Annotated in this window: 8 protein-coding genes and 2 pseudogenes; 6 read left to right on the forward strand and 4 right to left on the reverse strand. The window is 58.5% G+C overall.

What is annotated here, in order from left to right; genetic code table 11:
* The first annotated feature begins 169 nt into the window (after positions 1-169).
* From APZ15_RS10350 to APZ15_RS39110, 4 genes are read left to right on the forward strand one after another with little or no spacing between them, the layout of a single operon-like run.
* On the forward strand, positions 170-2677 hold the full coding sequence (locus tag APZ15_RS10350; RefSeq protein WP_027787852.1) for a type VI secretion system Vgr family protein: 2508 nt from the start codon (positions 170-172) through the stop codon (positions 2675-2677).
* Between the two features lie 58 nt (positions 2678-2735).
* Complete coding sequence (locus APZ15_RS39100) at positions 2736-5618, forward strand: glycoside hydrolase family 24 protein (RefSeq protein ID WP_080982039.1); 2883 nt, start codon at positions 2736-2738, stop codon at positions 5616-5618.
* 10 nt (positions 5619-5628) lie between these two features.
* Complete coding sequence (locus APZ15_RS39105; protein ID WP_226113388.1) at positions 5629-6156, forward strand: hypothetical protein; 528 nt, start codon at positions 5629-5631, stop codon at positions 6154-6156.
* A gap of 28 nt (positions 6157-6184) precedes the next feature.
* A complete protein-coding gene (locus APZ15_RS39110; protein WP_080982038.1) occupies positions 6185-6436 on the forward strand; it encodes a PAAR domain-containing protein in 252 nt (83 codons plus the stop codon).
* A gap of 203 nt (positions 6437-6639) precedes the next feature.
* Here the strand turns inward: APZ15_RS39110 and APZ15_RS10370 are convergent, their stop codons facing one another.
* Complete coding sequence (locus APZ15_RS10370) at positions 6640-6927, reverse strand: hypothetical protein (RefSeq protein WP_027787848.1); 288 nt, start codon at positions 6925-6927, stop codon at positions 6640-6642.
* Between the two features lie 30 nt (positions 6928-6957).
* Here APZ15_RS10370 and APZ15_RS10375 point away from each other — a divergent pair.
* Positions 6958-8091: pseudogene (locus tag APZ15_RS10375) on the forward strand (SEL1-like repeat protein); the annotation flags it as partial.
* A 241-nt stretch (positions 8092-8332) separates the two neighbouring features.
* Positions 8333-8629, forward strand: a pseudogene (locus APZ15_RS39115) (integrase core domain-containing protein); the annotation flags it as partial.
* Positions 8630-8908: 279 nt separating this feature from the next.
* Here the strand turns inward: APZ15_RS39115 and APZ15_RS10380 are convergent.
* The 3 genes from APZ15_RS10380 to APZ15_RS10390 form a co-directional block, all read right to left on the reverse strand.
* A complete protein-coding gene (locus tag APZ15_RS10380; RefSeq protein ID WP_146774575.1) occupies positions 8909-9451 on the reverse strand; it encodes a site-specific integrase in 543 nt (180 codons plus the stop codon).
* Positions 9452-9648: 197 nt separating this feature from the next.
* On the reverse strand, positions 9649-11466 hold the full coding sequence (gene glmS, locus APZ15_RS10385) for a glutamine--fructose-6-phosphate transaminase (isomerizing) (RefSeq protein WP_027787847.1): 1818 nt from the start codon (positions 11464-11466) through the stop codon (positions 9649-9651).
* A gap of 49 nt (positions 11467-11515) precedes the next feature.
* Complete coding sequence (locus APZ15_RS10390; protein WP_027787846.1) at positions 11516-12604, reverse strand: prenyltransferase/squalene oxidase repeat-containing protein; 1089 nt, start codon at positions 12602-12604, stop codon at positions 11516-11518.
* Between the last annotated feature and the right edge of the window lie 1103 nt (positions 12605-13707).

Consider the following 13707-nt stretch of genomic DNA (forward strand, 5'->3'; position numbering starts at 1 on the left):
ATGTCTTTATAAGGCAACGTACGAGCGCGTTTTCCACTAACGTTTGCTATGCTTTAATAACGAAATCAAATCGGTGTTTTATTTCCATTTGCTTTCCTGAATTTTACATTAATATTATCGTCGAATTGTCTGAGAGCAATCGACGTGTTTCCCTAAACGGGGTTGTTGCATGGCATCGGACATGCTGGATAACGTGCTGCGCGGCGGTTACGCGCAGTTCGATCGAATCGTCAAACTTGACACTCCACTCGGCGACAACTGGCTCACGCCACTGTACGTCAAGATCAAAGCGCGGCTTGGGCGCAATTTCGAGGTGACTGTTGATGCCTCGTCGGTCGTCGGCGACAAGATCAAGCTAAGCGTTCTGATGCTGCAGCCCGTTACGCTCTGGATTCGCCAGATAGACGGCGGCTATCTGCCAATTCACGGCTACGTGCAACAGGCTCGCCGCCTAGGAAACGATGGAGCGTTGTCGTATTTTCAGCTCCATTTCGCCTCATGGTTGAGCTTCCTCAAGCTCAGCAGCGATCGGCGCGACTGGCAGGAAACCGGCGGCTGGCAAATTCTTACCGACGTATTCGACAAGCATCCGCAGGCTTCTGGCAACTATGGACAGGAGCTGCGCACGGCGATGCGCTCGTATTCGCACCGTGTGCAGTGGGAAACCGACTGGAATTTCGTGCACCGGAGCCTCGAGGAAGTCGGTGTGTTCCCGCGCTTCGATTTCGCGAAGGATGGCAAGTCGCACAAGGTCGTCATGATGGACGACCTCTATTTTGGGCCGTCGCTGCCGAATTCGGAGATGAAATTTAGCCACGCAGGTACCGACGAAGATTTCGATGGGCTTACCCAGTTGAGCGAACAGCAGGAGGCCCAAAGTGCGACGCTGACGCTCGGCTCCGTTGACTACAAGCGGCCTGACCTCGACAAACAGGCGAGCACGCCAGCGGCTGACCTCGATGAATTACCCGGTCAAGGCGAAGAGTATCTCTATACCGGCTCGCAGACGTGGGCCGAATCTGATGCTGGACAACAACAGGCCCGCATCCGCACCGAGGAATGGGCTTCGCGAGCAAAGCGCTATTTCGCGATCGGCAGTCCGCGCTATGCATTGCCCGGCTACTGGTTCAAGGTGTCGGGACATCCCCTCTTCGATGCATTGCCGGAGGAGGAGCGCGAACTGTCGATCATCGCGAGCGACTGGTTGATCCAAAACAACTTGCCCGGTATCGACGCGCTCACGCGATTCCCGCGCAGCCTGCGCAGCGAGATCGAGCATGTCCAAGCGAACGGGGCCGGTACGACCGTGAGCCACCGCGATGGCGGTATCGGATTTTTTCACGTCGAGATCGAAGCGCAACGCCGCAAGACGCCATACCGCAGCCCGTTCGACCACGAGAAGCCCGAGATGCACTTGCAGACGGCGATCGTCGTGACGGACAGCGACGAGGAAATCCACACGGACGACGGCAATCGTGTGCGGGTCCGCACATCAAACAGTCGAAAGGATCGCAATACGAAGTCCACGTCTTGGATTCGCGCAGCGATGCCGGACGCAGGTTCAAAGCGCGGCGGTTACTTTCCGTTGCGCAAAGACGATCAGGTGCTCCTCGGATTCGTGAATGGCGACTGCGACCGGCCGGTAATCATCTCGCGACTGCACGGTGGCGCAACGATGCCGGTGTGGCACACGCACGGCCTGCTGTCCGGCTTCCGTTCTCGTGAATACGGCGGCGACGGCTTCAACCAGCTCGTCATGGACGACTCGAGCGGGCAGAACCGAGTTCACCTTTATTCGTCGAGCTACAGTTCTCACCTGCATTTGGGTTACCTAATCGAACAATCCGATAACACGCGCGGCTCGTTCCTCGGCAACGGATTCGACCTGAAGTCTGGCGCGTACGGCGCGGTACGCGCCGAGCAGGGGCTCTATGTATCGACGCAGCCAGCCACCGCCCAACCGCTAAACGTAACGGCCGCCACCGATCCGCTTGCCGGCGCGGAAGCCGTGCTCGAGACCGTGTCGAAAGCCAGTGAAACGAACCGCGCCGAAAGCCTCCAGGATGGTCAGGCCGCGCTGAAGTCGTTCACAGACGCAACACAGCGCACGGTTGCTGGTTCTGCTAGCGGCGGCCGTACAGCGGGCGGCGGCACGGGCAATGCGAACGGTTTTGCGAAGCCGGTGATGCTGCTGTCGAGTCCTGAAGGCATCGCCGCGTCGACGCAGCAGTCGGTGCATGTCACTGCGAACCAGCACGCGAACGTCGTTGCAGGCAAGAACGTCAACTTGGCCGCCGGTAAAGCGTTGCTGGTCAGTGTGCTCGACAAGATCAGCCTGTTCGCGCAAAACCTCGGTATCAGGATTTTCGCGGCAAAGGGATCGGTAGACATTCAGGCGCAAAGCGGCTCGGCCTCGCTGGTGGGGCTGCAGGACGTGAAAATCGAAAGCGCGGACGGACGGCTGATTCTGACGGCCGCGAAGGAAGTGTGGATCGGCGCGGGCGGCTCGTATATCAGCATCAAGGGCGGTCTGATAGAGAACGTGACGACCGGACAGATTCTGGAAAAATGCGGGAGCTGGGATAAACCGAGTGGTGGCAGCGGAATGAAGCTTGATCCGCTGAAGGCGACGCCAGTATCGACTGACGGCGGACGCGGTTCGCTCTTCTCCGGCTGACACGGAAACGTAACACGCCGTCGCAACACGAAAGCAAAAACGAGAGATTCCGAGAAACATGAGCACGAACCATCATTCCGCGAAAGGTCCCGGTCCCGCAAAACCGAAAGCTGCGCCAAACGCACCGGCGGCAATGCAGACTACCGCTGCACCGAGTTACAAGCCCTTGAAGTGGGCCTATCCGTTTACCCCGGTCGATACCGACGGGGCGGACAAACCAATGACGTACATGAAGGCGTTAGCGACGGCGGAGGACGGGTTCTATCCACTCGGCGCAAACGGCATGTGGCACGGAGGTGTCCACTTTGACCAGAACACAGCCGTCCAACTGAAGCAAGACGAAGGCTTCCGCGCAATCGCCGATGGCGAAGTCGTCGCATACCGGCTCGACAGCAAGTATCCCGAACAAGATTATCAGGACGGCCGTCACGCGCTGTATTCGACCGGTTTCGTGCTGGTTCGCCACCGCCTGCAACTACCGCCGCCCCCAGCTCCGTCGCAACCGTCGAAGACAGATGCGGCCACGAGCAAGAATTCAGCTGCCCAACCAGCATCGTCATCAAATTCTGCTCCGCCGCCGACGCCATCGCCAGTAGCGACTGCTCCAACGACCACAAATAAACCTGCACCAGGCGAAGTATTGACCTTCTTCAGCCTGTACATGCACACGATGGATCATGACAGCTATCTATCGGCTAAAGAACAAGCGAAGGTCGCCCAAGTCGATCCGTCGAAGCTGAACATGGACGCGATGCCGTATTGGGAGGGCGATCGGTACTATCGTGTCGGTGACAAAGCTAAGGATCCGCAAGGCGTTCCACTTCCGAAAATCCCCAAGCCTTCGCTGAAAGACACGATCAGCGAGGATGTGTTGGGCGATTTCATCAAGAGCAATTTCAAAACGTCGCCGCAACTCAAACCAGATCCCAAGGATGCTCCCACCCCGACGTCTCAGCCTGCCCCAATCGTTGGCCTGCGCATCCGAGATCTGCCCAACGGCAAGATCATCGGCATCTTGCCGAGGGGAACTGAATTAACCGTTTCAGCTACGGATGAGAAGGCAAAAGCAAGTCCTGGCTGGGTCAAAATCAGCGCAATCAAGTCGGGGAAGCCGGTGGCAGCCGTCGTCGGCGAATCCGTTTCCCCGCATGCCCCCTTCGGATACGTATTTGAGAAGGAGCTGGACCTGATCGTCGATCCGAAGCCGCTGGATACGATCGTCGTGCTCAAAGAACCCAAGTGGGTGAACGCCGGCGATGTGATCGGCCAGCTCGGTCACTATCTACGTTACCCAGACGCGAAGCTGTTGCCGGCGAAGCCAACGCGGCAGCTGCTGCACTTGGAGGTATTCGCGGGCCCTGAACTTGAGGCATTCATCGATAAAAGCCGCGAACGCGCCAAACAGCTGCCCAAATCCAAAGCGTTTCTGGAGATCTCACCAGGCGCTCGACTTATCGCAGACCTCCCCGATGCAGACCAAAAACTGCAGCCCGGCGTAAAGCTTGTCCCTCTCTCCCGCGATGCGAAGGGCAAATGGATCAAGGTGCAGCCTAAAACAGCCGCCCCCGTTCATGGCGGACGCCATACGAAACCCGTTTACAACGATGCCGGCGCCCCCGTTTGGGTCGAAAGTAATTTTGCCAACACGACGACCACGACAATCGTGCCTGGCTGGAAGGATTTCCCGCTGAGCTTCTCAAATGCCAAAGGGCCTGGTGCGGACTTTCGCGATGTGTTCCGCGTGAGCGAGTTGGACAAGAGTGGTGCAACCAACTTCGCGAAAGACGACAAGGATCGCCGTTGGTATTACGTGAAGATAGGGGCGAAGGACGGCAGCACTCGCGAAGGATGGGTATGTGAACAGGACCACCCGCTCGTGCAAATGTGCGGGCCGTGGGACTGGCCCGGCTTCGAACGTGTTGACAACAGCAGTATCAAGCCCGTGGACATGTTCAAACGTTACATCCACGTCGGAGAGCAATTTCTTGCCGATGAGAGCAAGACGGAATTCGAAACAAGCGCAGCAACGGTCAATGCAAGCCCACTTATCGCAAAGCTTGAGAAGGCCCTCGATGCAAACCACGATGGCAAGGTGACTGCGCAAGAATTGAAACATGCGCAAGAAGTAGATTGGTCGGCGGAAGCGCTTTCCCACCTCATTGTGCGTTGTGAAAGTGAATGGGGCGGCGGCTTGGGAAAATGGGAGGAGTTATCGCCATTAATGAAGAAGCTACTGTGGTTGTGGAAGGCCGAAATCGAACGTATCGGGAAGCTTCAATGGTGGGAGGCGGTTGCTGCGAAAAAAGTGGATGGATTTCCTGATGATCCAAATCCGTGGCATTTTCATCCGATTGGGATTATCGGTAACTTCTGCGGTCTGAGCGGGATTGGTATTACTCTAGAAGAAGCCAGGGTGCGTGCGTTTTTACGAATGCTTCGCGTCGGAGAAGGCACCGAGGGGCCAGAAGGATATGAGAGGCTATATGGCGGAGAGTCTTTCATCAAAGATTATCATCGAGATTTTAGTGACCATCCGAAGATATATGTCACGCGAGAACATAACGGAAAGAGCATAACCTCGTCGGCTGCAGGCGCATATCAGATCATGGGATATAACTGGTTTCCGGAAGAGGGGCAAACCTACAGGAGATTGGCAAAGGTAAAAGATTTCTCGCCAATTTCTCAAGATAGGTATATTGTTGCGATCATGAAATACAAACGAAATTGTCTAGATGATGTAAAAAATGCTGACTTGGAACGAGCAATTTTCACGCATCATGCCAATAATGAGTGGGCCAGTCTGCCAGGCGATCAGTATGGTCAAGGTGGCGTCAACATGAGATCAGTGAAGGAGAATTTTGAAAAATATGTGGCGGACGAGCTAGCGGGAAATAGTGATCTTGCAGTTCCTGTTGGCGGGCTTGATGATTTGATTAAATAAAAAACGAACAATGAAGAACGATATTTTACTGAAATTTGCCATTGTGGTTGCGGCAATGAGCCATGCCTTGTGCTGGGGGCAGGATATCGATTTCGCAAACCATCCTTCCGCTCTTTATCGAGGCTCCCTGCATATACCAAAGTATTACAAAAAAACCGATTCCGGCTGGCGAGATGATGATGGCAAGCTAGTGGGGCCTCCTGTAATAAATTTCGCGGGAAAATATCACATCGGGGTCCATAGTTGTGGCATGGAGTGTCGTTATTACACTTTATCAGACCTTTCAACGGGAAAGGATTTAAACTCCCTGGATATGTTTTCGTCAAGCGGCAAGGCGCCTAACAAAACCCAGGATGGCAGATCATATATCACCGAATTGCTAAGCAAGGCAGACAGCAAGATGCTTGTCGCAAAATACTATATCGACGCATCAAGCGGAAAGCCTGCCGAGTGCCGGGAGCGGAAATTCATTCTCGACGACAATATCAAGATAGTCGCCATCCCAAACTCATTCTCCTCTTGCAAAACGGAAAATTAGGGTCGTTTTTTCGTCAAGACGATATATCATGATAGATTTAATCCGCCTTCACGATGACACTGACCACGAAGGCAAGGTCATTACGGCCTCTTCAACAATGTCTTTTGACGGCCGCTACGTCGCACGAAAAGGCGACTATGTGTCGTGCCCTCAGCATCCTGACGTATCACCCAACGTCATCGAAGAGGGAGACGCATCGATGATGGATGACGGCCTTCCAATCGCGCGTCACGGCCATCGCGCCACGTGTGGCTGTCACTTGATATCGAGTCTCGTATGATCGATCGAGACACTGTATTCGCCCGCGTGTTGCCGGCACCGACTCCTCAGCAAGGGAAAAGCTCACCGTGAAGCTGCCTCTGATCGTCCTGTCGTGCGTGGTGATGTTGACGTTCTCGATCGAAGCGTTGGCCCAATCCACCGATAGCTCAGATCCTGACGCGCCCGTCGTGGCGAAGTTCTATCGCATCCGACCGTATGAAATCACGGAGAGCACGTCGTCAACTGTTCCATCTCGACGGCTGTGAGGTGCTTGTCGTAACCGTGCCCTATGGCGGCAACCCAAAGAGTCGAGCCCTCCGCAAGGTTCTGAAATGCATTGCGCCGAATCTTGGTTGTCGGTGCCACACGCGCATGAAGCGCCTCGGCATTCCGCTGGAGCGCCGTCACCGCGTTTTGTAAAGCGCTCTCGACGATCAGACGGCACGTGTTCTCCGAAGTGTGGCGGATGTGGTGTTGCTTGTTGACTGCGCTCGTCAGTTTTTCCTCCAATACGACAACACGATGCAGGCTTGATTGATCATGCGCGTATTAGTTGCCATCTCTGTTGTTTGTCTGCTGACCGCCTGTTCGAAGAATGAAAGCGCTATGAATCCGTTGTCCGATGTTAGTTCGGTGCGCCTTAATCTCGCCTTCACATGCACGCATGAAGCTGGTCATCTGCCGTCTCTCGCTCCGGAGGCGGATAAGCTTTTCCAGTACGCCCGATTCATTGAGAAGAGAGGCGGGCCGAAGGATTTCAACGAGGTTGCCCGGTATTACCGCATCGCGGCAGCGTTTGGCCACTATAAGGCAAATCACAACCTGCAAATCCTAATTTCGTCGGGAATGGCGTCTTCGCCTGATCCTGAGAAGGAAAGCGTTGATCTGGCTGAGCAGCTTATCAAGGCCGGTGTGCCGAGCGGTTACTACGATATCGGGCACTATCTTCTGAATGGGTATGGGGTTCAAAGAGACGACGAGGTGGCTCGGCGATACATCCGCAAAGCAGCAGATTTGGGAAATGCTGAAGCTCAGTACTATGTTGGTGACATCCTTGCCCCGGATAATATGGCACCGGACATCGCGTATGCACTGTTCCAGTGTGCAGCGGATCAAGGGCATGGCAAGGCCGCTAATGACCTCGGAATTATTGAGACGATAAAGCGGCGGTATCCAAGCGCACTTCATGCGTTCCAGCAAGCCGCAGCGGCTGGCGACAGGCAAGGGGCTCTTTCATTGGAGGACGGTTTCAAGGGGCCGCCAGCGAACGGCAGGCTCAACTACATTGGGGTAACCGGTGATCCTGAGCGCGCTCGTCGGTACAGTATGATCGGCGAGTTCATCGATGCAAACGACGGTCTCAATCCCAAGATTCCGGATATCGACAAGATCGTGCCACTTCCCCCGGCGAAGCTCCCGCCTTGGGACGGTACGTTCCAATGGCAGAAAGAGCAGGAAGCTTCTGTTCGGCCGCAGAAGCCATCGGATGAAGTCGTCGACCAGATGGCGAAGGCGAAGCACTTCGACCCGGCAACAGGGTTGCCTTTGGCGAATCCAGCAGATAAGACTTCTCAAGATGACTAGCCAGCGAACATCGCAGCGCGACTTCCGTTGAGGACCGTCGCACATACCGGTCAGCAGTGCCCAGAAGACGGCGTATGGTGCGCGAAACTGAATGGTGACGGACAGGAAGATCGCTCAACGTGAACCAACCTATTGAATCGAAGAGGCGTGCGCACCCCGTGACGTTGATAGGAATCCGTATCGCTACACACAACGTTTGCCCTTTGACCGGCATGGCCTGGCCATCGATGGATCGCGGTAGCGCTGCCAACGTGGCGATGGCGGCGACGGGAGCCGAATGCCTGTACACCACTGCCACGAATGGACTGTCAGCCTAGCTTCAGATCGAGGTCTGACGGACAACGGCTCGGGCTATACGGCGGAAAAGACCAAGGTCTTCGCGTCTGGCATTGGCCTGAAGGCATTGACCACACCCGTCTGCAGCCCACAAAGTAACGGCATGGCAGAAAGCTTCGTGAAGACGATGAAGCGTGACTACGTGGCGTTTATGCCGAAGCCAGACACCACAAGCGCAGCGCACAATCTCGCTATTGCGTTCGAGCATTACAACGAGAAGCATCCACATAGCGCGTTGAAGTATTGCTCTCCACGTGAGTTCAGGCGAACCTTGGCCCGGAAGGGAATCTGATGCAACCTGATGTGGTGCTACATCTCCGTCTCAGAACCACGGCCGAAGGAGGACGAAATGGGCCGGTGTTCATAAATTCGGGCATGCACTTCGGTTGCCCGCTGGTTATCGACGGCCAATACTTCGATTGCCGCTGGTTAGTGGACGGTCGAGCTCTCGAACTTGGTCAAGAACACGATGTACCGGTAAAGTTTCTGTCCTTCGCCCTGGTTGCCCCACTTCTGTCAGTCGGGAAAGAAATCCAGATGTGGGAGGGCGGGGTGTTCGCAGATGGCGTCATTACGGACATCTGTCGAACACCTGATTCGTAACATTGATGAGTTCGTTCTGGCGCGTGTCCGGAGATACAGGAGCAAGTCCACGCGGCTTGATGATCTTTGGAATGCCCGTTGGCAAGACGATTCCCCATTCTCGGGTCGCACGTGTCAGGACACGGTTCAGCAGGTTCAGTTCGTGAATGTCGGTCTGGGCTGAAACCGTTTGCAGTCGCGCATCGCGGTAGGCGGCAAGGTGCATCGGCGCGAGAACCGACAACTTGTAAGCGCCAACGCGTTTGTTCAATGCCTTCGCCCGACCGATGTCAGCCGAACCGCTTAGCTTGGTCGGTGACACGTCACGCAGACAGCGGTCGAGTAGATCCGCGACTCTTGTGCACTCGGCTTCTTCGCGGTTGACGCACACGCTCATGTCGATTTCCGATTCGATCATGCGGCCCCATGCAAGGGCATCCGCCTTCGTTTCGAACATCTTCGCCTTTGATGGACGGCCCGTCTTGCGGACTTGGCACATCCTTCCATTTTTTCTTTTGCGTACGGTCGCCATACGGTCTTCCAGGAGAAAACCGGGTGTGACCAGAGTGTGACTAGAGACCTTTAAAATCCCAGAAGCTCTTGCCAGATAAGGAGCAGCGCAAAGCGTGTTCACACCTTCTAAGCCGTAGGTCACACGTTCGAGTCGTGTAGGGCGGGCCAGTCTCAGCACTTGAAGACCTTCACCAGTCCGCCAGCGGTACCCCCCCCTCACTCCACCGTAACCGATTTCGCCAGATTCCTCGGCTTGTCGATATCCGCCCCACGCAGACACGCCGCGTGATACGCGAGCAACTGCAGCGGCACGACGTGTAGGATCGGCGACAACAACCCGTAATAATCCGGCATCCGCAGCACCGACACGCCTTCGCTGTTGTCGATCCGCGTATCGGCGTCGGCGAACACGTAAAGCTGCCCGCCGCGTGCCCGCACTTCCTGCATGTTCGACTTCAGCTTCTCGAGCAGCGCATCGTTCGGCGCGATCGTCGCAACGGGCATCGTGTGCGTCACGAGCGCGAGCGGCCCGTGCTTGAGCTCACCCGCGGGATACGCCTCCGCATGGATGTACGAAATCTCCTTCAGCTTCAACGCACCTTCGAGCGCGATCGGGTAGTGCAGCCCGCGTCCGAGGAACAGCGCATTCTCGTGCTGCGAGAATTCCGCCGCCCAGCGCTCGATCTGCGGCTCGAGCCCAAGTACGTCCTCGAGCGCGCCGGGCAGCCGCCGCAATTGCATCGTGTAGCGCGCGAGCTGTGCATCGTCGACGTAGCCGCGCAGCCGCCCGAGCGTGACGGCGAGAATGAACAGCGCGACGAGTTGCGTCGTGAACGCCTTGGTCGACGCGACGCCGATTTCCGGGCCGGCCCGCGTCAGGAAGCGCAGGCCTGCCTGCCGCATCATCGCGCTGGTCGGCACGTTGCAGATCGCCAGCGTATCGATATGGCCGAGCGCCTGCGCATACTTCAGCGCGGCGAGCGTGTCGGCGGTCTCGCCGGATTGCGACACGCTCACCACCAGCGTATTCGGCGTTGCGAGCGCGTCGCTGTAACGGTATTCACTCGCGATCTCGACCTGGGCGGGCACGCGCGCGATCGTTTCGAGCCAGCGGCGCGCGGTCAGGCCGGAATAGTGGCTCGTGCCGCACGCGAGAATCAGCACGTTGTCGATCTGCTCGAACGCGCGCGCGGCGTCGGGGCCGAATACGGCCGGATCGAACAGCCCGGCATCCGGGATGGTCGCGGCTACGGCCTGCGGTTGCTCGAATATCTCTTTCTGCATGAAATGCCGGTACGGCCCGAGTTCGACCGCGGCCTGCGCGGACGAAATGGTCTGTACCGCGCGCTCGACCGGCGCGCCACCGCGATCGAGTACGCGCACGCCGCCCGGCGTCAACTCGACGATGTCGCCTTCCTCGAGAAAGATGAAGCGGTCGGTGATGCCGGCGAGCGCGAGCGCGTCGGACGCAAGAAAGCATTCGCCATCCGTCACGCCGACGACGAGCGGCGAGCCGACCCGTGCGCCGATCAGCCGCTGCGGCTCGTGCTTGCTGAACACCGCGATCGCGTAGGCACCGTGAAGTTGCGACGTTGCCGCGCGCACGGCGGCGAGCAGGTCGCCGCGATACTTGCTGTGGATCAGGTGTGCGACGACCTCGGTGTCGGTCTGGCCGTCGAATTCGTAGTGCGCGTCGGAAAGTTGCTTGCGCAACGTTTCATGGTTCTCGATGATGCCGTTGTGCACGAGCGCGATTTCGTCGCGCGAGAAGATCGGATGCGCGTTGCAGGTGGCCGGCGCACCGTGCGTCGCCCAGCGCGTGTGCGCGATGCCGGTGCTGCCGGTCAGGCCGGCGGTGCGCACGTGCGCGTCGAGATCGGCGACGCGCGACACGCTGCGCTCGCGGCGCGCCTGGCCGTCGACGACCGTTGCCACGCCGCATGAATCGTAGCCGCGATATTCGAGGCGACGCAAACCTTCAATCAGAATCGGGACGATGTCCCGTTGCGCGACTGCGCCGACGATGCCACACATGACACGCCTCCTTCCCGTTTAGTGATCATGGACCGCACGCGCCGTTGCGTCAGCGCGATGCGGTTGCCGTTGCCGCCGCCGTCGTGAGCCCGCATCGAGCGGGGATGACGGGATCGGCCATCCGGCTTTCGAATGCCAGATAAAGCGACTCTTCCAATACGTTCCAGTGCGCGCCGTGCCGGTATGGCCCCGATCGCGCTTGCCAGCAGGCAACCGTGCTCCAATCGTTCATCTTGACCGCGACCAGCGCGATCAGGCTCCACGGGTAGTCGGTGTTGGCAAGTTGCGGCCAGCTCCTGCCGTACTTCCGGATCCACCGTGCATAGATCGCCTCGCCGGATTGTTCGGGAACCTGAATACCGGACAGGAGCGGGAGTATTTGCGCGATCTTCGCCGGGTAAAAACTCGCATCGCTGACCTGCTGCGTGCTGGCGCGAAAACCGGATGCCGTGCCGCGCCAGAACACCTTCAGGATCGCGGAGGCAAGCTGGTCGGCGCGCAGGCTCCACGGGCCCGCATGCGTGTAGTCGGCGCGCCGGACGTAGTACGCCGCGAGTGCCTGGAACGCGCTGTGTACCTCGACGTTGTCCATCAGCAGCGCGACGTGCAGTGAAGACGAGATCTGATACACGCCGGAGGGCTTGTCGAGCAGCGTCTCCAGATGCGTGGCGGCGCGGTTCAGGCTGAGTTCCCACGCGGCGGGCAAGCTGCCGGGCGGCGCGAAGCGGGCGAGCAATTCGATCCAGGTCGCCGTCATCGCGTCGTCGGTTTCCGCTTCGGCACATGAGCGGTAGCGGCCGTCCTTCACGCAGTAGCGATCGAAGCCGCCATCCGGGCGCTGGCGCGGCAGCAACCATGCGATCCACGCGAGTGCGGCCTGACGGGCGTCGAGTTGCGCGTCGGACGCGGCGAGCAGCGCTTTTGCCGCGAAATACGGATCGATGCCGACGCCGTTCAGGCGCACGGTGATCGCACCGTCGGTGCGCTGGTACAGCCCTTCGAGCCGGAGTTCGGTGGCGCTCGCGTGCAGTGCGAAGCCGCACGCGGCGAGACAGCAGGCGACGTGCCAGAGGCGGCACAGCGCGATGGTGGCCGCGACGCGCGAGCGTGCGGTCGGGGAAAGCGCGGGCCGTTTCATGTCCTGGGCTCCTGCGCGGGGTCCTGTGCAATCGTCGCCGGGCGCGGCGTTGGCCGCGTCGCGTCTGGCGAGCGTGTCGACGTTGCGGCTCGGGTTCACGGTGATGCGGGTGAACCCGAGGCTCGTACCGGGATATGCGTCCACGAGGCAGTTCCCTGCATCGGAGCCTGAACCTGGCCCGCGGATCGCGTATTGCAACAGGACACGTCGGCACGCGCGGTGCGCAGGAGCGCTTGTTTTTCGCTCCCGGCGGACGCGTCGCGTTTCCTCCCGGCTTCGTTGCTTGGGCGTCCCCGTTCGTCCGCTGTCCGGCGCGTGCTTCGAGGTACACCTGACTGTCATTAAGCAAGGCGTGAGCCATCGGCCGCGATGCCGCGCGCAGCAAGGAGCAGGGGCGGAGGCCGGGGGCGTGGCGCGGACAGCGGCGGCGGATTTTGATTCATCGAAGAATCAGCCCGCGTGCAGGCCGATTGCCCGCGCGCGACCGGGATTGCAGCCCGCACGTTCGATGGGTCCATCGAATTGTCTGTCGAACGTGTGCCGCGCCGGCAGCGTGACTTTGCGCGGTGATGCGCGCGGTGTCGTTCGTTGTGTGCGCATCGGCCGGGGTGCCGATGCGATTCATGCAGGCGCATGCGCTGCATTGGCCGCGCGTCGATGTATCCGCCCCGTTTCGGATCAGCGTTACACATTCGCAACATTTCGCATGCATCGATTCGTGCGACGTGAAGGAGGTTGCACGTCAGGTAAATCCCTCGTGCGGGATCGCGGCCGAGCGGCCGATTGCGCCGCCCGCTGCACAGACAAAAGTGGCGGATCGAGTAAACGCAACGCGCTTCGACAGATCCGCGAGATCCGATGCGAAACGAATGCGCGACACGCGTCCGCGATTCGTCGGACGACGCCGCTGAAGGGGCCATGAAACTACCTGGATTTTTGCCTGTATCGCGCTTGACCGGCGATGCGACACGCGTAGCAGTTGTGAAACATTTCGTCGTGCATCGCGTGTGCACGGTGCATGCGATGTGAACCGGACACGGCCGCAGTACGACTGGTTTGAATATTGCTGTAGTGGAGGGGGACGTGACGAACGGACGTGACGC

It is taken from the genome of Burkholderia cepacia ATCC 25416 (assembly GCF_001411495.1).
Classification (GTDB): domain Bacteria; phylum Pseudomonadota; class Gammaproteobacteria; order Burkholderiales; family Burkholderiaceae; genus Burkholderia; species Burkholderia cepacia.